This is a genomic window from Edaphobacter acidisoli (assembly GCF_014642855.1).
Classification (GTDB): Bacteria; Acidobacteriota; Terriglobia; order Terriglobales; family Acidobacteriaceae; genus Edaphobacter; species Edaphobacter acidisoli.
Genome location: NZ_BMJB01000001.1, coordinates 370394 through 392796 on the forward strand (window position 1 = coordinate 370394; position 22403 = coordinate 392796).

13 protein-coding genes and 1 tRNA gene are annotated in these 22403 nt (G+C 56.1%); 6 read left to right on the forward strand and 8 right to left on the reverse strand.

Annotated elements, in window-relative coordinates:
* The first annotated feature begins 10 nt into the window (after positions 1 to 10).
* Positions 11 to 2287, forward strand: coding sequence for a TonB-dependent receptor (locus tag IEX36_RS01400; protein ID WP_229668611.1), 2277 nt, complete (start codon positions 11 to 13; stop codon positions 2285 to 2287).
* 78 nt (positions 2288 to 2365) lie between these two features.
* Here the strand turns inward: IEX36_RS01400 and IEX36_RS01405 are convergent, their stop codons facing one another.
* The 4 genes from IEX36_RS01405 to IEX36_RS01420 form a co-directional block, all read right to left on the reverse strand.
* Complete coding sequence (locus IEX36_RS01405; protein ID WP_229668612.1) at positions 2366 to 4567, reverse strand: discoidin domain-containing protein; 2202 nt, start codon at positions 4565 to 4567, stop codon at positions 2366 to 2368.
* Between the two features lie 12 nt (positions 4568 to 4579).
* The gene (locus tag IEX36_RS01410; RefSeq protein WP_229668613.1) at positions 4580 to 5590 is read right to left on the reverse strand and encodes a carbohydrate kinase family protein; all 1011 of its coding nucleotides are present in this window, start codon (positions 5588 to 5590) and stop codon (positions 4580 to 4582) included.
* A 25-nt stretch (positions 5591 to 5615) separates the two neighbouring features.
* A complete protein-coding gene (locus tag IEX36_RS01415; RefSeq protein ID WP_229668614.1) occupies positions 5616 to 6956 on the reverse strand; it encodes an APC family permease in 1341 nt (446 codons plus the stop codon).
* A 219-nt stretch (positions 6957 to 7175) separates the two neighbouring features.
* Positions 7176 to 8243, reverse strand: coding sequence for a LacI family DNA-binding transcriptional regulator (locus IEX36_RS01420; protein ID WP_229668615.1), 1068 nt, complete (start codon positions 8241 to 8243; stop codon positions 7176 to 7178).
* Positions 8244 to 8688: 445 nt separating this feature from the next.
* On the opposite strand from IEX36_RS01420, the gene IEX36_RS01425 reads away from it, so the two are divergent.
* Together IEX36_RS01425 and IEX36_RS01430 are read left to right on the forward strand one after the other, a co-directional pair.
* Positions 8689 to 11955, forward strand: coding sequence for a TonB-dependent receptor (locus tag IEX36_RS01425; protein ID WP_188757583.1), 3267 nt, complete (start codon positions 8689 to 8691; stop codon positions 11953 to 11955).
* A gap of 308 nt (positions 11956 to 12263) precedes the next feature.
* Positions 12264 to 12340, forward strand: a tRNA-Asp gene (locus IEX36_RS01430).
* Positions 12341 to 12625: 285 nt separating this feature from the next.
* Here IEX36_RS01430 and IEX36_RS01435 read toward each other — a convergent pair.
* The 4 genes from IEX36_RS01435 to IEX36_RS01450 form a co-directional block, all read right to left on the reverse strand.
* A complete protein-coding gene (locus IEX36_RS01435; RefSeq protein WP_188757584.1) occupies positions 12626 to 13978 on the reverse strand; it encodes a cytochrome P460 family protein in 1353 nt (450 codons plus the stop codon).
* Positions 13978 to 14457, reverse strand: coding sequence for an oxidoreductase dimerization domain-containing protein (locus IEX36_RS01440; RefSeq protein ID WP_229668616.1), 480 nt, complete (start codon positions 14455 to 14457; stop codon positions 13978 to 13980). Before IEX36_RS01440 ends, IEX36_RS01435 begins: the two co-directional genes overlap by 1 nt.
* 486 nt (positions 14458 to 14943) lie before the next feature.
* Complete coding sequence (locus IEX36_RS01445; RefSeq protein ID WP_188757585.1) at positions 14944 to 16266, reverse strand: Gfo/Idh/MocA family protein; 1323 nt, start codon at positions 16264 to 16266, stop codon at positions 14944 to 14946.
* Positions 16267 to 16400: 134 nt separating this feature from the next.
* Positions 16401 to 17090 carry a hypothetical protein gene (locus IEX36_RS01450; protein WP_188757586.1) on the reverse strand — a complete coding sequence of 230 codons (690 nt, stop codon included), beginning with the start codon at positions 17088 to 17090 and terminating at the stop codon, positions 16401 to 16403.
* An 83-nt stretch (positions 17091 to 17173) separates the two neighbouring features.
* Between IEX36_RS01450 and IEX36_RS01455 the strand changes: the two genes are divergently transcribed.
* The 3 genes from IEX36_RS01455 (at position 17174) to rpoN (ending at position 22403) form a co-directional block, all read left to right on the forward strand.
* Positions 17174 to 19684 carry an LptA/OstA family protein gene (locus IEX36_RS01455; RefSeq protein WP_188757587.1) on the forward strand — a complete coding sequence of 837 codons (2511 nt, stop codon included), beginning with the start codon at positions 17174 to 17176 and terminating at the stop codon, positions 19682 to 19684.
* Positions 19681 to 20409 (forward strand): LPS export ABC transporter ATP-binding protein, encoded by a 729-nt coding sequence (gene lptB, locus IEX36_RS01460; RefSeq protein WP_188757588.1) that lies wholly within the window; start codon positions 19681 to 19683, stop codon positions 20407 to 20409. Before IEX36_RS01455 ends, lptB begins: the two co-directional genes overlap by 4 nt.
* Positions 20410 to 20687: 278 nt before the next feature.
* Positions 20688 to 22403 (forward strand): RNA polymerase factor sigma-54, encoded by a 1716-nt coding sequence (gene rpoN, locus IEX36_RS01465; protein ID WP_188757589.1) that lies wholly within the window; start codon positions 20688 to 20690, stop codon positions 22401 to 22403.

Genomic DNA, 22403 nt, shown 5'->3' on the forward strand with positions numbered 1-22403 from the left:
TGGCTGATGTATGCAAGTCGATCAAGTTGACAATATGGCCGCTTCGAAGGAACACAGGCATGGTGCCAACGTGGCTCGGATGAAAGGAAAGTTCATCGCGAGGGTTGTCTTCACCATCACAGGTGCACTCCTCGCATGCCCGCGGATCCACGCTGCAAGCCGTGCTGTGCAAGTCTGTGTACGAGACCAGAGCGGCGCCGCAATCGCGGGAGCCAGCATCTCGGTTGCGAGCAGTGCGCAGCGGTTTGAGACTGGATCAGATGGTTGTGCAACCTTCGATGTGATGCCCGGAAAAGCGATCAAGATTAGTCGTACCGGATTCACCAACGCGGCTGAATCCATCGGCGACACCGCGCGGCTTACTGTCACACTGCATGCCGGAGTTACCGAGGAAGTCGATGTAACAGCAGCGCGTACGCCACTGGCCCTCGATGCGAGCGCAAGCAGTGTCCGCATCCTGTCCAGTACCCGACTTGAGCAGGCGTCAGGGTTCACACTGGACGACGACCTGCGCCAGGTTGCAGGATTTCAGCTCTTTCGCCGGACAAGTTCCTGGGTTGCGAACCCGACGACAGAAGGAACATCACTACGTGGCTTAGGTTCGACTGCTGCCAGTCGAACCCTCGTGCTCAACGATCAGGTTCCGCTCAACGATCCTTATGGAGGATGGGTCCATTGGAATGAGATTCCGATGCTTGCCATTCACGAAGTCGAACTGATGCGTGGTGGAGCCTCGGACCTCTATGGCTCAAGCGCCATCGGTGGTGTCATCGATGTCGTTCCCGTTGTACCGGACCACGCTGGCTATACCGTGGACCTTTCAGGGGCGAGCGAGCATACAACCAACCTGAATGGGTTGCTGATGGGCAGCACTGGGCGATGGAGCGCACTTACCGCAGCCAGCCTGTTTCGCACCGATGGTTACATCCTGATTGCTCCACAGCTACGCGGTCCCATCGATATTGCATCGAACGTCCACTCGCAGAGCGGTCGGGTCGAATTACGCGAAAACATTGGAACGAATAGCAATATCTTCCTGCTCGGCAATCTATTGAATGAAGCAAGGAGCAATGGAACCCCTCTCCAGACAAACGCAACCAGGATCTGGCGATATATTGGCGGTGGCGATTGGGACATAGACCACGAGAGTCGGCTCTTGGTACGTCTCTATGGAACGAACCAAAGATATCGACAGGGTTTTTCGACGGTGAATGCAACACGAACTTCGGAGAAGTTGACAGCCCGTCATCGTTATCCATCGGAGGTGGTTGGCGGTGCTGGGCAATGGGCACGCAGCGTTGGGACATTGACGCTGGTGGCTGGGGCCGATGCCATGGACAATCGGGGCAACGACTCCGAGCAGCTTTCGCATATCAGTCTGAGTGCGCGGCAACGCAGCGAGGGAGTCTATGGCGAGATACTGTGGCAACCTGCAAACTGGTCGGTGGCACTCTCATCGCGCTTCGATCACTTCGGCAGCTTCGATGCTCGTCAGTCGGGCGGCGTTCCCCCAGTACTACCAGATATCTATGAAAATGTCTTCGATCCCCGCCTGGGCGTGGTCAGAAAGCTTACCCGCACCCTCTCGCTGACCGGCTCCGTATTTCGCGCATTCCGCGGGCCTACGATGAACGAGCTTTATCGCCAGAGTCAGGTCGGGCAGCAAATAACGTTGCCGAATGCGCAGCTCAAGTCAGAGCGCGCGACAGGGTTTGAGCTGGGCGGTCTGGTAGATGCTGGCCATCTCGGCTCCATTCGTTCCAGCTATTTCCTGACTCAAGTGAACCGTCCCATTGCGGCGATTACGCTTAGTTCTACTCCCACCAGCACACTACTGGAGCGGGAGAACCTTGGCCAGTTGACCAGTAAGGGATTTACCGCCGAGTGGGAGCTTCGGCCTGCGTCCTTTTTATCCTTAGTTGGTGGATACCAGTTTGCAGTTTCCACGGTCACAAAGTTTCAACCTGACCCGTCGCTCGTCGGCAAGTGGACCCCAGAGGTGCCTCGTAACAGCGCTACGTTGCAGATGCAATTCTCAAGACACCGCATCGGCACTCTGGCCGTCGACCTACGCACCAGTGGCCGTCAGTTCGATGACTCTGCGAACCAGTTCAGGCTGGACGGATATGCCCAGGTCGATCTATACGCGGAGCACTCATTCGGAGAGAAGTGGCAGGTGTATGCTTCGACACAGAATTTGCTGAACCAGCCGGTGCAGGCGGGACGAACACCCATCCTGACGCTGGGGCCCTCTCGAATCGTCATGCTTGGCCTGCGAATTCACTGAATAGAGGAGCCGCAAGACTCAAATTCGTCGAGGGTAGTCTCATTGAGTTCGTTCTCCTTCTGCCATCAAGTTCAATGGTTACTGAGCGAATTTGATATTGCCGCGAACGATGAGGATCGATGCGGCTGGAATTTCAAACTCTGTATTAGAAGATGCTTCAACCAGGCTGCGCTTTGGTGGATTGTCGGGTTCTGCTCGACCCGTGCCACTCTCGATGACGGGCTCGTTAGTATGCTCTGGATGCGCCATTGAGGAAATCAGCAACGGATGCCATTGGTATTGAGCTTCACCGTAGGCGATGGTCACGACTTGACCTTGGAATGAAAGCGGCTTCTCGGTGACATCTTTCATAAAAGAGATGTGTACTGAATGCGCTGTGTCCTGGTCGCGGTTAACGAGCATGATGGACCATTGGCCATCAGGACGATGGTTGGCATAGGCCGTGACCATTTCATTGCCTGCGCCGTCGGGATAGGTGCTGGTCGCGGGATAGATCGTGTTCGTGGAAGAGCCGGGCTGCACCCACTCAGTGTTGATGAGCTTGCTGGCATAGAACTGCGCGAGTGGCTGCACAATGTTGTAGTTGCCATCGACAAGAAACATGCCGAAGGTGCCGGGGGAGTTGCCGCAGCCGCGGTCGAGTTTGAGCGGAAGATAGTGGAAGTAGTAGACACCGTTGCCGCCAGAGGTGAGGAACGAGCCGATGTAGTCGGCTAGCCAGAGGCCGGCGAAGTTGTCCATGTAGGCTTCACTGGCTCCGGCGGAGAGGTTTGATTCGGTGATGAACATGGGGATGTTCTGCGGCAGGCCGTCTTCCTTCCACACCTCCATGATGTGCGAGACGAGCTTCGGCTCGTCATAGAGCGCGGACCAGGAGAAGCGGCAGGGCAAAAGCGGATAGTGCTCAAAGGAGAAGAAGGCGAGGTCCTGAAGGCCGTTATGTGCCTTAAGGTAGTTGAGGAAGCGATTGAGCCAGGAGGTGTTGCCGGAGGCGTCGGGCCAGACGCGGATGTCTTCGTTGACGCCCTGGAAGGATGGGCCGCCGAGTTTGAGCGAAGGGTCGAAGCGGTGGATCGCAGTGGCGAACTGGATGTAGAGCGCTCCGTAGTCTTCGGGAGAGATGTACTGGCCGTCAGACTCTTCGCCCATCTCGACATAGGAGATGGGGTAGTGGCGGGCTTCGATGTAGCGAAGTTCGTTGACGGCGTCTTCTGGTTGGTTGTAGATGATCGCGATTGGGATCATCGCCGGAAGATTGTGGGTGATGCCGCTCGTGTAGAAGAGGTCGAAGCCGACCTGGGCTTGGCGTTTGTTGATGAGATCGGCAGGCGTGTGCCAGGAGTCGACTGAGGAGCAATAAGTGGTGGTCTGATCTTGGTCGGCGGTGTGGCGGACGCTGTCGTGGAAGGCGCCGTCGGGTGTGGTGGTGCCGAAGTAAAGTTCGCGGATAGCGTAACCGACGCAGTTGCGGATGTCTGAGGCGCCGTCGGCATCACAGGTGTTCGACGACTTCGTCATGAGAATGCGGATGTATTGGACGAGGACAGGATGGTTGCTGAAGCGTACGGTCTCGATGCCCCCTTTACCGTCGTTGATGACGCCTTTGGGCAGTGTTTGCCAGATGCCTTCAGTGGAATGCGCAATGGGGTCGACGAGGCCTGTCCAGTACTGGATCTCGTAGTGGGAGGCGAAGGGCGCTGCCCACGCGATGCGGATACTGTCGGCGAATTGTCTGCTTTTCAGATCGAGGACGACCCACTGAGGATGTAGGCTGTCGTCGTCGCCGGTGAAGTGCTGGGTAAGGTAGGGATCGCTCTTCCAGAAGGTGGAGGTGTCGCCGTCGGTGAGACGTGAATAGCCGGTGTCGCCGGTGCCGTCGTTACGGGTAAAGCCGCGACGGGGCAGAGAGTAGCCATAGGTGTAACGGAGCATCTGGGTGGGCTTCGCAGAGCCGGTGAAATAGCCGCGGTCAGAGGGGTCACTCCAAGTACCTTCGGGGTTCCAGTGCCATGCCTCGACTTCAAGCTCGGTGTTCTGCCGGTAGGTTATGGGTTCCCAGCCGGAGGGTTTAACGGCGTCGAGCACAGGCTTGGTAAGAGCCTTGTCGATGGCTTCGACGGAGATGCGGTCAAGGCTTGAACCGAGCGTCTGATTCGGAACGAAGTGGTTACGAACGCTGGAGCGCGCGATGTCCACCGTGACGGTTTGGCTGACGAGCGGAGTGGCGGTAAGCAGGGTAAAAAAGCTGAGCAGGGCAGTGATGTTCGGACGAATCGGCAAGTTTCTTACTCCTTACATCGGGATCGTTTCAGGGCTGGTTAGATTATCGCTTTGGGTGGCAGATGACGGAGACGTGCTTCGAAACGGAGTTTTCTTGTGTTTCGAGAAGAAGTCCAGCATGTGCTGTTTATTGCTGAAGGCCTGGGTGCCTCCGTTAGCTGTTGTGGAGCAGGCTCCGGTGAGGTTGCCGAAGGAGAGACACTCGGGGATGTCCGCGCCGTGGACATAGGCGTGGAGGAAGCCTGAGTTGAAGCTGTCACCCGCACCGACGGCGTCGACGACCTCAACCGGCACGGCTGGTGCAGTGTAGTGCTGACCCTTGTGGACGACGAGCGCCCCTTGAGAGCCACACTTGATGACAAGCATGGGAACGATCTGCGCGAGCTTCTGGACTGCATGCTCGAAGTCTTGCTCACCGCTGATGCTGCGCAGTTCGCGCTCGTTGGGCATGAAGATGTCCACGGCGCGGAGTGTATCGAGTACGGGGCCCTGCCACCGGTCGGTGGGATCGTCGTTGGTATCGAGCGAGGTGGTTAGGCCTGCCTCGTGCATGGTGCGGAGCAGACGTGGCACCTCCTGCTGCAGACTGCTTTGGAGGAAGAAGGACGAGAGATGAAAGTGTCGCCCTGAGGTGAGGTAGTCGAGGTCGAGGTCCTCGAAACGCAGCGCAGAGATGGTTCCAGAACTCGTGAGCGCGCGACGCGAGGTTTCGTGCTGGAGGAGCACGGTGACGCCAGTGCCGATACCTGGCTTCGGCTGAACTGCACAGGAGAGATCAACTCCTGCGTGTTTGAGTGTGCAGACGCAGAGTTCGGTGAACGGGTCGCTGGCGAGTTGCGGGATGAAGCCGACCTTGCTGCCAAGTGCGGCGAGATTATGCGCTGTAATGGCCGAGGAGCCGCCGAGCGTGAGTGCCATGCTGGTGGCGAGCAGTTCCTGCTCGAGAGGAAGATGTTCGGGCAGGCCGTACAGCACGAGGTCCATCGTGATTTCACCTGCCAGTGTGACGTCAAACCGGGACAAACGCTCCTCCTGTTCCTGATGGTTGTCAGGCGATGTGTTCGGTTGCGAGTTTTATCTGACGCCGCCGCATGATCCACAGCGCGATGCCTACTGTAGCCCAGACAGTCCCCGCGATACGGGCCAAATGGCCAAGATGGATCCAAAGGAAAAGGCAGACGAAGAAGCCGAGAGCTGAGAGAACGATGGGTAGCCACTGCTTCGCGCGTCCGGCGCGCCAGCCGAGTACGGCAGATGCGATATTGACGCCCATGAAGGCAATCAGCGCGCCGTAGTTCAACAGTTCGGTGCCGAGTTCGTAGCTGAGAGTGAGCGCGCCGACGAGAACGATGGCCCCGATCAGCAGGACGTTGTTCTGCGGGATGCGGCGTTTTGGTTCGAGCCTGCCGAAGAAGCCGCGCGGCAAGGCGCCGTCTTCGCCCATCGAAAAGAGCAGCCGTGCTGCGCCCATCTGTGACGCCATGCCGGAGCCGATGGTTGCGATCAGGAGTGCTCCGTTGACGAGGACGAAGAGCATCGGGCCGCCTGCTCGACGAGCGACGGCGACGAATGCTGTGTCGAGGTCAGGGAACGCAAGACCGCGCGGCCAGACGAGCTGGCCGAGGTAGACCTCGATGAGTGCGAGCACGCCAGTGATAAGGCAGGTCGCGACGATGGCGTGTGGCACGGAGCGCTCGGGGTCGTGCGCTTCGTCGGTGAGGGTGGAGATGCCGTCGAAGCCGATGTAGGTCAGGACCGCGATGGATGTTCCGTGAAAGACCGCGGGCGCCGAGAAGGTGCTGCGGTTGTAGAAGGGGTTCAGATAGAAGATTGCATCGGCTTCGTGCAGGTGCAGGATATAGCGGAGCGCCGCGGCGAAGAAGAAAAGGATGACGACTCCTAGACCGGCGGCGACCGCTGCGTTGATCCGTGCCGAAGTCTCGACACCGCGCAAGTTCAGGCCGGTGAAGAGCAGCGCGAAGAATAGAACCCAGACTATGTAGGGAATCTGCGGGGCGAAGTTGAGGGCGGCCTTGCTGCTCCAGATGGTGCAGATAAGCGGGTTGAGGATGTAGTCCATCGCCATGCACCAACCGGTGATGTAGCCGAGGCCTGGATGCAGCTCTTGGCCGACGTAGGTGAATGCCGATCCTCCCTTGGGATAGGTGCGCGCCATACGCCCATAGCTGAAGGCGGTGAGCAGCATGGCAAAGAGTGCGAAGAGAATCGCTGTGACTGCGTGGGTATGGGAGACGTTATAGACGACGCCGAAGACCGGCATGGGCGCGGTAGGCTGTACCAAGATGATGCCGAACAGGACCAGGTCGCGGAAGCGCAGAGCGCGCTTGAGCGTGACGGGGCTGCCGATCTCTTTCAAATTCCCTGACACAGTGGTATCACCCCTTGGCAAAGCCCCCAGAACGGAGCACGTTTCGCTGTTCCGACACTGAGATTACGTGAACTACGTGTCCGCTGTCTTTGATTTTGCCCATGCGTAAGTCTGTTCTAGTTTGTCATATTACAACGTTTGAATACCTTGATAAATATCTGGTCGAGGCATTGTCAAGAAAATAGTGCCGGAGAGGAGTGTTTGGCGCTAGAAAGGGGATTATCTGCGCGGGAGGCGTCCGGTGGATTCACGGATAGCGACCGCGGGAGGAAGAAGGTATTGCTTGCTAGGCGTAGCATGCGCGGCGTCGTCGATGCCGCTGAGAACGCGCTCGGCCGCGCGGCGTCCCATTTCTTCCATCGGCTGGTGCACCGTGGTGAGACTTGGACTCGATAGTGCGGCATAAGGGATGTCGTCAAAGCCGATAACGGAGCAATCTTCGGGCACGCGCAAGCCTTCATCGTGAAGTGCGCGGATGACGCCGAATGCGGTGAGGTCGTCGAATGCAGCGACGGCGGTGAAGCGCTTGCGCCCGTCGAGGAGCCTTTTGGTAAGCGCGTAGCCCTCAATAAACCCGGAGTTGGGATCTGAGGTTTCGGGTAGATCGACGATGAGACGCGGATGGAGCGTGAGTCCCGCAGTTTTTGCGAAGCGATCCATTCCAGCCCAGCGTTTGCTGCTGTCGCCCAGCTGCACAGGGCCGCGGATGATCGCGATGTCGCGGTGTCCCAGCTCGTAGAGGTGCTTGAGCGCTGCGTGGCCGCCAGCTTCGTTGTCAACGACGAAGCTGGTCATGGAGCCGCTCTCACGGCCGATCAGAGCCAGCGGCATTTGTTCACGCTCTAGTTCAGCAAGCATGTTGATGTCGACAAAGAGCCAGTTCGCGATGATGATGAGACCTTCGAGACGACGCTCGAGCATCATCTGTAGATAGCGCTCGAACTGCTTGGGCTCGTTGTGCGCGTCCATGATGAGGGGAAGGTAGTTGGTTGGCTGGAGTGTCTTCTGGATGCCTTTGAGAATGAGAGTGCAAAAGGGGTCAGAAATATCGAAGACCATGATGCCGACGGTGAGTGAGCGGCGGCTGCGGAGAGAGCGCGCGGCCGCATCTGGTCTGTAGCCGAGCCGCTTCGCGGTGTCGCGGATGAGGACCTTGGTTTGCTCAGCTAGATAGCGCGCAAGCGGCTTCTCGTTTAGCACGATGGAGACGGTTGATGTAGAGTATCCGCACTCATGCGCGACATCGGCCAGGGTGGTTCTGCCCGATTTGATCGATTTGCGTGTCAAGCTGCCGTCCAGAGTGGGTAGATTTCCGAAATTATAGCGGAGAAATTGATAGATCCAACAAGAAGAGAAGTGAGTTTGAACAGCATATCTATCTCTTAGTAGAAGGCTGTATATCACTTGAGCCGGGAACGATGAGTTCTTGCGATGAGGAGATTTTCAAAAAAGTATTGTCTGGCAGATGATTTTTCTTGACAAGTAAGGTTCTACGGAACTAGTTATATTCAAACGTTGGAATATAGGGAATGCGTTGAGCGATTTTAAACGCGTTCTTTACGACGTTATGCAGGCCCCAGAGAGAAACCGTGCTCTGGATCTGTGGTGCGATTGAAAGCGTGCAGATGCGCAGGCTGCTCATGCGCAATGATCCGCTCCAATTCACGACATACGTCGCCTGGCTGCAAATCAACGATAGATAACAGTAAAACCACTTCTTTGGAGGAATGCGATGCACAGTAAGCTGAAGTCGGCAATGCACGGCATGCTGGTATTCACGCTGGCCGCACTGATAGGTGTTCCAGCGCTTGCCCAGACTATTACCGGCACCATTACTGGTACGGTGACGGACCCGACCGGAGCCGTTGTCGCCGGTGCGAAGGTGACGGCGACTAATGTTCTGACGAATGTTGTGACTCCGACGGTCACGAACTCAAGCGGTATTTATTCGCTGCGGTTTCTTCCGATCGGGCAGTACAAAGTTAAAATTCAGGCGGCTGGCTTTGCTCCTCAGACCACCAGCACCTTCACTCTTGAAGTGGACCAGATCGCGAAGGTCGATGTTGCACTTCAACTGGGCGGGACCAGCAGTTCAGTCGTTGTTACCGATACAGCACCGATTCTGAATACGGAAGATGCGACGACCGGCGGCACTATTACGGCACGCGCTGCAACGGAGCTTCCTCTGCAGAGCCGTAACTTTTCGACACTGACGACGCTGGTTGCCGGAGCAATTACACCTAACCCAATGGCCTTGGATAACGTGGGACGTGGCCAGTACAACGGTGGTTTTTTTGTGAACGGCAACCGCGAGCAGAGTAACAACTACACGCTCGATGGCGCTGACATCAACGAGGCGATCGACAACTATATTGGCTATAGCCCTAACGTAGACGCGATCGGCGAAATGAAGATCATCACCGGCAACTCCACCGCGGAGTATGGCAACGCGAATGGCGGCCAGGTGGTGATGGTGACCAAGGCTGGTACGAACCAGTTCCACGGCGATGCGTTCTTCTTTGGCGAGAACCAGAACCTGAATGCGAACTCCTGGGGAAATAAGCTGACGGGAGCGGCGCGACCGCCGTTCAATCGCGCGATGTTTGGTGGGACGATCGGAGGTCCAATTCTGCGCGATAGACTGTTCTTCTTTGGAGATTACCAAGGCGCACGGCAGCACTTCTCGCAGGTTGAAAACCGCACGCTGATGACTGCGGCTGATTGGGCCAGCGCTCCGATTACAAACCCGGCGGCGGTTTATCTTCATGCTCATCCGGAACTGTACCCGGTGGGCAGCGCGACCCCTCTTGTTGCAAACACCACTGTCAATTATGTGGGTTCTGATTCGCAGTCCACGGTGAACAACCAAGGGGACGTGAAGATTGATTGGAACGCGACGAGAGTGGATACGATCTCTGGCCGCTTCTCTATCGGCCGTGAGCATGATGGCTACAGCAAGGTTGCCGTTCCTACCGATATTCCGACTAATAACAATGATCCTTACACCGGCTTCATCCTCAACTGGACACGGATGATCAATAACAGTATCGTCAACGAGGCGCGCGCAGGCGTTGGCCGTACACGTTACATTCAGACGCCGACCGACGTCTCTGGGAAGTGGGGACTGACAGGCAACCAGACGCTCGGCATCCCAGGCACACAGCTTGTTCCAGGTTTCAGCACGCTGGTCATCGGCAACGGCGCCAATTCGGGCACTGTCGACGATATAGGTGCTCCCCAGGGACAGGACGGTAACGGCTCTTATGGTGGTATTGATAGCGACAGCATCGTGAATGCCTTCACCTATGGCGATAATCTGACTTGGCAGCGTGGCAAGCAAACGCTGAAGTTCGGCGCGCAGTTTCTGCGTTACCAAGAAAACCGCTACTATTCGGGCAATGACGGCACGCTCGGCTGGTTCAACTTCAATGGATTAGTCAGCAACTTCCTACAGGACCAGGTCACGACCGAAGGTCAGGGTGCTTTGACGGGGCGCTGGGGTCAGCGGCAGTGGCGCGATGCGGTTTTCGTCCAGGACGACTACAAACTCACCCAAAATCTGACGGTGAACCTTGGTATGCGCTGGGAGTATGACCAACCCTATACCGAAGTCAACAACAAGCAGGCCAATATTAACTTGACAACTGGCGTGATTACTTATGCCGGAGTCAACGGAGCACCTCGCGCACTGTACAACGCGTTCTACGCAGGTTTCATGCCGCGTCTGGGCTTTGCGTATTCGCCGGAGTACTTCAACAATAAGCTGGTTGTACGCGGAGGCTACGGTATCAGCAATGCTTTCGAGGGCATGGGTGCGAACCTGCGTCTTACACTGAATCCGCCCTTCTTCGTGGATGCTTCTTGCGGTATTGGTCTGCCTTGTGCCAACGGCGCGCCATTTCTTGCCGTTACCTCAGGCTTCTACCGTCCGTCCGATCCGAATGTATACGCAGGCAATGTACGCGCGTGGCAGCCAAACATCAAGCCTTCGCTCGTTCAACAGTTCAACCTGACGACGGAGTACCAAGTGGACAACTATACCTCGTTGACTGTTGCCTACCTTGGTCAGATTGGAGACCATTTAGTCGATCCGCGTGAGGGCAATCAGCGGCCTTGCCTGACCTGTGCTCTGCCGATTACGAATCTCTCCAAACTCAATCCGGATCTGAGCCAGATTGCCAACATCAGCTATTCCGAGTCAGAAGCCGGGATGAATTACAACTCACTGCAAGTGACGGCTCGCCGTCGTGCATACAAGGGGTTGGAGCTACTGGCCAACTGGACGTATAGCAAGGGTCTTAGCAATAACCTTGGCTACTATGGTGCAGGCGGCGGCGCAGGAGACTCGCAGAGCGCCTACTGGCAGGATGCTTACAACGGTAGGGGGGACTATGGTCCGGAGTTCTTTGACGCGCGCCACAACGTCTCGATCTCAGGCGTTTACGAGCTGCCGTTTGGACGTGGTCGCCAGTTCGCAAGTAACATCAATCGCTTTACAGATGAAGCTATTGGCGGGTGGAAATTCGGTACGATCATGAGCTTCCACACCGGCTTCCCCATCACGGTTGCATCTAACTCGTTCTACTCGGCAGCAGTCAACGCGCGCGCTGCCCGCGGCAACCATCTTCGCTCCTTAAAGATTGTTGGCCGCACGGAGACCAACTGGTTCGGGACTGATCCTTCGGCGGTGGGCTGCTCCAGTGGTACAGATAACAGCATCTGTGCCTATAGCGAACAGAGTTCGACCGCATTTGGCACAGCTGCTGTAGGTTCGGAACGTGCTCCTGGCTATAAACAGGTTGACCTGTCTCTGTCGAAGGACTTCGCCATAACGGAAGGAAGATACTTTGAATTCCGCAGCGACTTCCTGAATGCATTCAACTTGGTGAGCCTCGCTCCACCCGCCAACAACATCAGCCCAGGTAATAACTTTGGCCAGATTACCAGCACCGTCAACGAACCACGTAACATTCAGCTGGCTTTGAAACTCGTCTTCTGAATCTTGGATCCATTTGTAAACTCGATAAACGGCGGAGAGAGGCTCTTCGCCGTTTTATCGAGTTTGCCTTGCATTGTGACGACTGCTTATCCGTGTGAATAATCCACAGTCCGCCTGCGTTTTGGCGGATTTGTGCTCTGCCAAAGTGGCATATTATCTGATAGACTGAAAGCGTTGCAGCAGGAACGATGCCAAAGTGTCGTGCGTGTGGCGGCAAAGGAACATAAGGTAGACTCGAGCGTAGATCCTCTCTCCACGGATGTTTGCTTGTTCTATGTGACGCTTTACCAAGTTGCCCCTGGCAACCTGGGGACGTAGCTCAGTTGGTTAGAGCGCTGCCCTGTCACGGCAGAGGTCGCGGGTTCGAGCCCCGTCGTCCCCGCCATACAAAGAACTTAGTTTCGTATGGGACTTCAAGTAATAGGCAAATCCAGGCACAATAAACCATCACGTATCCTCCCGGTCTGTGGTTCCTCATTTTTGTGCCTACGGAAGCGGAATCATCCGAACGACTTTTTCTGTGAGCGCAATTGTAGGAGATCAGGGCCTGTTCGCACATATCTTCACAAGTGCTTGGCCGGGACCAGGTACAGGCTTTTACCGCGTTCACTTCGCGACATATGCCTTCATCTTTCATTCCTTCGCAGGTTAGATTGGATTTTGAAGCGCCTTAAGGCAACCACGCTGGAGCCAGGCTAGTGATAAATTCTGTTCGCTTCATGGCAACTTCAGCTGGGACCTTATGCTCACCTTTTTCGAAATTTTTATAGAGCTTGTATTCAGAGGGGCTTCCAGGTGCGTTGGACTGCACAAATTCGACAGATTCAGGGACATCCGGTATGCGTCCTCCAAACCAATGTGGATCCTCGCGTTGAACCCAGGTGATAAGTACGAGAACAGCTCCAGGTGGATATGCCTTCGCAATTGAATTGACGGCATGATTTCGCACGGCCTTCGCGGCAACATCATTGCCATAAAGAGTTGCCATTGTATGGTGGACCGGATCGATATACATCGTGATCGCTCTCCAGTCGAGTGGTTGGTAGGGCATCGCTCGCGGTAATGCTGCGGCTTTATAATTTAGTACTTCGTTGCGTCTCGACTTCGCCGATGTAATCGGAAGCGTATAGATAGAATCATTCCCACGCATGGGCAAATGGCAGCTAGTGCACTCTCTAACAAAATGAGAATTGGATCCATAATGCGTCAGCGCGGTTCCGCGCCAGCGCCCCCATCCCCATCCATCGGTTCCCTTGTAGAGATGCGCGTTCTTCACCATGAGTTCCACTTGCACAAACTTTCCGGGATGAATCAGGCCGTCGTCTGCAGCAACGCGTTGCCAGGCTATTTTGGCGAGTCGAGCCCCATCGGGCCAAGGTGAGACATTGCCAGATTGTGCCGCCTTCACCGCAATCTCATTGCCAAGGATCATGCGCATCGAGTTGTTGTCGCCTCGATCGGTAAAGCTTATTGGCTTCCAATCCTCAACGTCTGGATCAAAAGCCAAGCCGTTCATCTCCTTCGCTACCAGTGCCAAATTCGCTTGAAATGGAACTTGCTCGATGGGCGGGCTTGAAACAGCTTTTATCCTGCTGTCCGAACTCCATGGCGCAAGATAGTTCTTTATAACAGCGAGATCTTGAGGCGTCACACTTACGTCAGGATGGAGGGCTAGAAACTTTCGCGGCGGCATGGCGCCGAGTTGCATCATATTGACGGACTCATAAAGCTTTCCCATCTGAACGGCTGCTGGTTGTGAGCCGAGGGTTGAGAAATTGAGGTGTTCCCGTGCTGTCACTATATCGTGCCGAACCAGCCAGTAGCCGGGAACGATCTGATCAAACCAGGAGAGCCGTGTTTTATTGGAGTGACAGCTGTAGCAATCTCGGTTAAGTATTTGCCGCACTTGCTGCGGAGCTTCTATCTCTGCTGTATTGGGACCTGATTGAATCGATGGTCGGGCCAACTGTAGTAGGACAATGACAGAGGCACCCGTAATCACGATTTTTACTAAAGCTCTCATCACCGCGCCTCTGGCATTGATTTATGTAAGTCAACACTCGTAGGTACCGACGAAAACAGAGCAATCAACCCCTCCATCAATGTGGGGTGAGCCAGAATCGCATCACGCAATGCCGTGTAACGTAAACCGCCGATCATGGCAATCTGAATCCCTGACATAATCTCCCCGCCATTGGTTCCAAACACAGTGAAGCCAAGGATGCGATCGTCCGTTCCTACCAGTGCCTTCATAAAGCCCCGCATCTCTGAAAGGGTTCGAGTTCGTAAAACAGATGACATAGGAATCTTGAACAGGAGATATGGTGTTTCTTTTGCCTTAGCTTCTGTCTCACTCAGGCCTACGAGCGCCAGCTCAGGATCGGTAAATAGAGAGAAAGGAATCAAACGGCCTTCCGTAGTTCGATTGCCGCCATTGAAGTTGTCTCGCAGAATACGAAAGTCGCCGAACGCTACGTGCGTGAACTGCGGACTACCAGCCACCTCTCCATTGGCCCATACTCCTTCCGCCGTTGTTTCAAGGCGCCCATTCACTTTGATGTAACCACGTTAGCAGGACATCGGGTATGTTGCTCCCAATGCTCTTATGCGGATCAACAGTTCTGCCCTTCATCTCTGGCATATCAAACTCAACAATTGCGAGGCCGAACTCAGAGATGTCGCGCTGCAGCACTTTCAGAGGGTAGTGGTATAACCACGGGATAGCCCCTATTCTCAAGGCTCTGGGTGAGAGTTGTAGATTCCAGCACATCATTGTCCGAACAAAGAATCCTGGTCGCCGCGACACTGCGGAAAAGCTTGAGTAAGAACTGTACCTTCAAAATTAAAGATCAAGAGCGGTAAGACGGCTATATTGCCATGCAAGGGGCAAGACACTGCGACTGCTTAGGCGCTGGCTAATTGCAGATTTAAAGAGACTACAACCTGTCTTAATGACAGGTTGCAGTCTTTGTGAACTTGTCGGGAACCCTAAATTTTAGGTTCCCAGCCCTTTTCGTAAGTGCGGCCCCAGTACTTCATGGCTTCGGCATCATTGTTGATATGGCCGTTAGATGCGTCGAGATGAAGCTCACGGTTGACGAACCATGCGATGTTCGACAACTGCAAGATGGTGACGCTGATGTTGCCTGAGGCAATCGGCTGGTGGAGTTGTTCGCCATGCTGCACCGCGGCGATGAAATTGGCGAAGTGCAGGTTGGTCATGCTGTCAGCGCCGGTGAGGTCGGCTGAGTCAGATGCCTTGCCCTCCCGCACGTCAGCTGTCTGCTTCCCATGCCGGTCGAAGACGATATAGCCACCCTCGTCGATGAGGACGCTGCCCTCGGTGCCTTCGATGACAACGCCTCGGTCGCGGTTATATTGCCGGATACCACTGCAGCTATTGCTATCCCACGAGATCATCTTGTCGCCGTAGTCGAAGCTGGTGTTGAAGGTGTCGTAGAACTGCCAGTCGTCCTTGTAGTTGTAGCGACCGCCTGCTGCGGTGACGCGGTTGGGATAGGTGACGCCGAGAATCCAGCGACAGACGTCGACTTCGTGAGTGCCGTTGTTGAGCGCCTCGCCAGTGCCGTAGCGCCGGAGCCAATGCCAGTTATATGGATGGATATTATCCTTGTAGTCGCTGCGCGGCACGGGACCCTGCCAGAGATCCCAATTGAGCGTGGCTGGGACGGGGATGACTTTGCCGATGCCCATGGACTTGCGGTTGTTCGAGTACCATGCCTTGCCGTGATAGGCGCGGCCAACGATGCTGCCGTCCTGAATTTTTTTGACGACGTCGATATAGACGGGGGAAGAGCGACGCTGCGTGCCCATCTGAACGTGCTTGCCGTATTTTTTCTGCGCCTCCACGAGCAGCGCACCCTCGGCGGGGTTGTGGCTGCAGGGCTTTTCGACATAAACGTGTTTGCCCGCCTTAAGCGCATAGATGGCCATGGGGGTGTGCCAGTGGTCTGGCGTGGCGATGGAGATGGCGTCTACGTCGCGTGAGGCCAAGGCATTGCGGAAGTCCTGATCGGTCTTGGGAGTTTCGCCCATAGCGGTCTTCGCGCGTTCAGCGAAGCGATTGAGGATGACTTTATCCACATCACAGACATGCGTGATGCGGGCGTTCTTCATGTTGGCCTTGATGCCCGCCAGATGCGCGTAGGCGCGGCTGTTCAGGCCGGCGACGGCGAAGTTGACGCGATCATTGGCCCCAACAATCTGGGCGTAGCTTTTGGCGGTGGAGGCGACGGCTGCGGTGGCTGCGGTAGCGGCGAGGCCATCCAGAAAGGTTCGACGAGTAATCATGGGTTCTCCTGGCTTGCTGGTAAACGATACGTGCGGTTGGTCCGCCAAAATACGGTATCCCTTATACACGGGTTTAAGTTGGAAGTTCAAACGAAGATGATTCGGAGGCCATAACAGCTTCTATGAGAACGAGCTTAATTCAGGCGCTGGAGGCGGTCGATGAGCTTCTGGGCAAGAGGTTCGCCGGATTCGGTCCATAGCAGACGGCTTGAGATGCCGCAGTGCTTTTCGACCAGAAGGGTGAAGGCGAGCAGCATCTCGACGTTCTGCTGGATGTGCTTCGCTGCGTCCTGGTCGAAGTCCTCTGGGTCGAGGTCTTCGACGATCCAGGGCGTATCGAGGCCGAAGTCGATACGGATGTGGCCGTTCTGCTCGTAGCTGGCGTCATCGAAACTGGGGCCGAAGCCGAGAATGCGCACCGTGCGGGGCTGCGGCTTCCATATTGTGTCGAGGCCAAATGCGCGAGCAGATTCGGGATCTGGTCCGCTGTCGAGGCGGTTGTGGAAGTCATCGTCGGAGAGTGGCGCCCAGAGATTCCAGCGCATCTCGAACTCGTAGGTCATGTCGTCGTGGAGCTGCTCGGTGGCCTCGGCTACTGCGTTTTCGATGAGAGAGTCATCGGAAGTTTGGGCGCGCTCATCATTGACGTAGATGCGCTGCCAGGCGGGGGATTCGTTGAAACTGATGGGATAAGTGGTGGCAGCGGTGACACGCTTGTCTCCGCTGATGACCGCAAACTGCTGCATAACGCCGACAAGCGCGGCAGGCAGGGCCTCGAAGCGGAAGTTCGGAAACCAGAGGCTGAGGTAGAGTTGATCGGCCATTCGTGTAGTTTAGCCTTTGCCGACGCCAGGGAACAGGGATTCGCCTCTGCAGCGCGGCTGCTGGATGAGAAGATAGAAGTCGAATGGCTGTTTCGGTATCGGTGGAGAGGCTGCGGAGATGGTTGCTGGCGGGCGCAGTCCTGCTGGTGGCGGTGATTGCTGCTTTTCTGGGTTATGCGCACTATCGCGCCCACCGTTTTCTTACCGCGCTGCCGGAGAAACTTGGAGCTGACATACGACAGGAGACGAACGGTTTTACCTACTCGCAGTCCGAAGGCGGCAGGACGATCTATACCCTCCACGCCTCGAAGGCGATCCAGCACAAGGACGGACACTACACGTTGCATGATGTGGGGATCGTGCTCTACGGGCGCAAAGGCGACCGGGCGGACAGAATCTATGGCAGCGAGTTCGACTACGACCAGAAAAACGGCGTGGTGCGGGCGATGGGCGAAGTGCATCTGGACTTGCAGGCTCCTGCAGCGAAGGATGCGAAAGCGAAGATGGACTATGCTGCGGGGAAGGACCTGGCAGCGAACGATGAGATCGACAGCGCACACCTGATTCATGTCACGACGAGCGGCTTGGTGTACATGCAGAAGCTTGGTGTCGCCGCAACAGACCAGCCAATTGAGTTCGAGGCGGGTGGGATGAAGGGCCACGCGGTCGGCGCAGATTACACTTCGGACTCCGGTGTTCTGATTCTGCATTCGGCTGTCAGTGTCGCTGGAATCGAACGTGGCCGTCCGGCAGTATTGACGGCTGCGCATGCAGAGCTGGATCGCGAAAACCAGCAGGTAACGCTTGCTGGCGCCAGGTATGTTACGACGGACAAGACAGGCGTGGCGCAATCTGCCCAGGCGGAACATGCCATCGTGCATCTACGTAGCGACGGTACCGCGCAGAATGTGGACGCTAACGGAGCGGTGACACTAAAGAGTGTGGATGGAATGGTTGTTGCTCCACGAGGGAAAGTGACACTGAATGCAGACAATGATCCGCAGTTAGCTGTGATGACCGGAGGGGTAACGCTTGGAGCTGACGGGCCTTTGCGGAAGGCGCAGGGCCGTGCGTCTGAGGCAAGGCTGGTGTTCGACAGGAACGGTCGCCCCGAACAGATGTTGATGACTGGGGCCGTGAGTCTGCATGAGCAACTGCGATCTTCGGAGGCGCAAATAGCATGGAGTGAGCGCCAGTTGAATGCAGGCGAAGTGAAATTTGCGCTTAAGACAAGTCCAGCGGGCAAGACGCTTGTACAGGATGCCAGCGCCACGGGTAGTGCGGCTTTGGCCATGACGAATCCGGCAGTCAAGGTCGTTCATGCTGGCAAGAAGAGCACCGGCGCAAACGCCACGGTGAGCAGTGCGCTTGCCGGAGATGCGCTGACAGCTCGATTCACTGAAGTAAACGGAGTGCAGCACCTGGCTGAGGTTCGAGGCGATGGACACACCTCGCTACGCAGGGTGAACGCCGCAGGCACGGTCAATACGAGTTCGGCGGACTCGCTGGTTGCCATCTTCAAGCCCGTGGCGGCAGCGGAGAAGCCTTCTGCGAAGGGAGGGTTTGGCACAGACGAGATTGCTTCAGCTGTGGAGCAGGGGCATGTGGTGCTGACCCAAACCCTGACGAAAGCAGGAACGGCGAATGCTCCAGAGGAAGAACGCGCAACGGCAGAACAGGTTTCGTATGACGGCGGTCTGGAGCGCACAACACTGACCGGCAATGTGCAAGTGGACGATGCAGAGAGCACGCTGTGGGCTGACCGTGTGGTGGCTGACCAGGAGACTGGCGACGCGACGGCGGACGGTTCAGTGAAGGTGAGTTATCTGGCGCCAAAGAACGCTAAGGGCTCAGCCTCAAGCGAGGATCCTGTGCATGTTCTCGCTTCGCATGCGGACCTCAAACACGACTCTGATGTGGCGATGTTCTATGGAGCGGCGGGGCAGCGAGCGCGGCTCTGGCAGGGAGCTTCACAAGTTGAGGCAGCGGTAATCCAATTTGATCGCAAGCAGAAGCGCATGGAGGCGCACGGAGCCGGGCAGGGAGCACCTATGGCTGTTCGAGCCGTACTGACCTCATCAGCCAAGCCATCGGACAAAGCGAAGGCTGGCAGGCCAGTGAAGGCCAATGTCTTCGAGATCAGGAGCCGCGAACTGGTTTATTCGGATGAGAAGCACGAGGCAGACTTTGCCGGCGGAACTGAAGTGACGAGTGCGGACGGAAGAATGCGCGGGCAGCAGGCAGTGGTCTATCTGAAGCAGGCCGGCAAGACTGCGCCTGGTGCTAAGGGCAACGTACAGAGCGGGTTTATCGGCGGCAGCGTAGAGCGGATGGTAGCTACTGGAGGCATCGTCGTCGACCAGCCAGGCAGGCGCGCCACTGGCCAGCAGGTGGTCTACACGGCAAGCGACGGTATGTTCAGGCTGACCGGAACACCGAGCGCTCCACCGGAGGTCATCGATGACCAGCGCGGAACCGTGACGGGTACATTACTCGAATTCCATGCGGGAGATGAGAGTGTCGTGGTTTCTAATGGAGGAAACGGCAGTGCGGGGCGTGTCCGCACCCAGACGCAGGTGAAGAAGCTTAAATGAGGACATTGTCGACCGAGGAGATAGGAAAGTCGTACGGCGGCCGCGAGGTGGTGCGCGGCGTAAGCCTTCAGATCGAGCAGGGTGAGGTGGTAGGCCTACTCGGGCCGAATGGCGCGGGCAAGACAACGAGCTTTTATATGATCGTGGGCTTGGTTAGACCGGACGCGGGGCGCGTGATGGCTGACGGCCACGACATCACACGGCTGCCAATGTATCTGCGAGCACGTAACTACGGCATCAGCTATCTACCGCAGGAGCCTTCGGTCTTCCGCAAACTGACGGTGCAAGACAACATCCTGGCAGTTCTGGAGGCGCAGGATTTGAGCTGGGAGAGCCGGAGAATCCGTACGGAACGGCTGATTGAACAGTTGAATCTTGGTCATATCAGGAAAACCAAGGGGTATGCATTGAGTGGAGGCGAGCGACGGCGTGTGGAAATCGCGCGTTGCCTAGCAATTGAGCCGGCGTTTATTCTGCTCGACGAGCCGTTCTCAGGGATAGATCCGATTGCCGTGTTGGACTTGCAGGAGATCATCTTTGGCCTGAAGCGGAACGGGATCGGCGTGCTTATTACAGACCACAATGTACGCGAGACGCTTTCGGTAACGGACCGTGCCTATATCATCAATGAAGGAAAGATTTTCCGGACCGGAACACCGGGCGAACTGGGGCGCGATCCGGATGTAAGGCGTATCTATCTGGGAGAAAACTTCTCGATGGATTAGTGGGTGAATGGGTGGGGAGCGGAAGTAGAGCTTTAAACACTCCTTTGCAAGATAAAAGCCAAGCGGCAAAACAGTACAACTTCCGTGGCACGTTTGAGTTGCCAACGGTGGAGTTTACACAGCCATTGGCGGGGTTAGACTTACAGCGAAAAGAGTTCGAGGCGCGTAGACTGTGTCAGGTATGCAGTCTTTTGCGGATGGCATGCACGACAAACGCCAAACGTCGCACCTGACTCCACTATCTTTCAGGTATCAGGTGTAGGAGAGAGGTCCCGGACGTGCTGCTGCAACCCAAGCTGAACATGAAGGTCTCCCAGAGACAGGTGCTGACCCCTGGCCTGGTCCAGATGGTCAGCGTGCTGGCGCTGAATAAGCTTGAGTTGAAAGAGATGATCAACACCGAGATGGTGGAAAATCCGGTGTTAGAAGAGTTGGAAGAGACAGCGGTCTCTCTGGACGAGCGGGCTGGGCAGGAGGGCGACCGCGAGCGCTCTGCTGAAGAAGTAGCAGCTGAGAGTGAACGTGTCGAGAAGGACCCCTTCGATGAGATCGACTTTGGCAGCTATTTTCAGGATTATCTCGATCCTGGTTTCAAGACCGCAATGAATTTTGAAGAGATCGACAAGCCATCGTTTGAGAACTTCCTTTCGCAGCCGAGCTCATTGAGCGATCATCTCCTGTGGCAACTGGGCTCGATGTCGCTAGTGCCTGGTGTGCGAGCAGCAACGGAGCTGGTGGTAGGAAACCTCAACGAAGACGGTTATTTGATAGCCACAGATGAGGAACTGATTGGTTTGTTGCGCGAGTTCAATAGCCAGGTAACCCCCGAGCCGATTCCATTTGAGCGCGGGGTAAAGGGCAAGCTTGTGCAATCGTGGATGGCAGCATCCTTAAATGCGCATATCGAGCCTAACGGAGGTTTGTCGAATCTTGCGGCAGCGGCAGACGCGCACGAAGATCAGCAACTGTTGACCACAGTGGTGGAAGCGCGTGGCGTGGTGAATTTTCTCGACCCTGTGGGCGTTGGCGCACGCAATTTGCAGGAGTGTCTGCTGATCCAGATATGTGCACAGCGTGGCGAGGCGGGTATTGTACTTCGCAAAAGACAGATGATTGCTGCTGCAAGTGGGGCACCCGAAGACCGTCTTCGCCGTGAAGATTGCCTCACTTCCGCTTCTAATGGCAAGGGCGACATCTTCGATATCGCGACGCATATCGTCTCAAACTGCCTGGCCTTGCTGCAAAAGAAGGACATGCGCGAACTGACAAGGAACTGTGGCCGCAAAGCGGAAGAAGTTCAGGCTGCGGTGGATTTCATTCGGACGTTGGATCCACGGCCCGGTCAACGCTACAACCACTCCGAAACGCGTCTAATTGAGCCTGACGTGGCCTTCGTCAAGCGCGACGGTGAGTACGTTGTCGTGATGAATGAAGAGGACATGCCAACGCTGCGCCTGAACCAGAACTACCGCAGGATGCTGCAACAAAAGCAGACTGACAAGGACGTCAAGGAGTACGTCAAGGAGCGATACAAATCGGCGATCCAGTTGCTCCGGAACATCGAGCAGCGCAAGAACACTATCGTGCGTACGTGCGACGCGATTGTGCGTCGGCAGCATGATTTTCTTGAACAAGGTGTCAATGAGCTGAAGCCGATGATGATCAAGGAGGTCGCCGAAGAGATTGGTGTCCATCCTTCGACGGTCAGCCGCGCGGTTGCGAACAAGTATGTCCATACGCCGCAGGGTGTGTATGAACTTCGGTTCTTCTTCTCCGAGGCCGTGAACGGTCCTGAGGGTGGCGATCTTCCGCTGGTTCTGCTCAAGCGCAAGGTAAAGAAGTTGATCGAAGAAGAGGACCCGCGCAAACCGATGACCGATGACCAGTTGGCAGCTGAGTTGCAGCGGCAGGGAATTCAGGTAACACGCCGTACAGTGGCCAAATACCGCGAAGACATGCAGATTCCCAGCACCCACCAGCGTCGTGTACGCTAA

Excerpts from the sequence above, each read along its gene's own strand:
- IEX36_RS01425 (WP_188757583.1), top strand. The coding sequence starts at position 8,689 with ATGCACAGTAAGCTGAAGTCGGCAATGCACGGCATGCTGGTATTCACG.
- IEX36_RS01450 (WP_188757586.1), bottom strand. The coding sequence starts at position 17,090 with ATGGCCGATCAACTCTACCTCAGCCTCTGGTTTCCGAACTTCCGCTTC.
- lptB (WP_188757588.1), top strand. The coding sequence starts at position 19,681 with ATGAGGACATTGTCGACCGAGGAGATAGGAAAGTCGTACGGCGGCCGC.
- IEX36_RS01445 (WP_188757585.1), bottom strand. The coding sequence starts at position 16,266 with ATGATTACTCGTCGAACCTTTCTGGATGGCCTCGCCGCTACCGCAGCC.
- IEX36_RS01400 (WP_229668611.1), top strand. The coding sequence starts at position 11 with ATGCAAGTCGATCAAGTTGACAATATGGCCGCTTCGAAGGAACACAGG.
- IEX36_RS01435 (WP_188757584.1), bottom strand. The coding sequence starts at position 13,978 with ATGAGAGCTTTAGTAAAAATCGTGATTACGGGTGCCTCTGTCATTGTC.
- IEX36_RS01455 (WP_188757587.1), top strand. The coding sequence starts at position 17,174 with ATGGCTGTTTCGGTATCGGTGGAGAGGCTGCGGAGATGGTTGCTGGCG.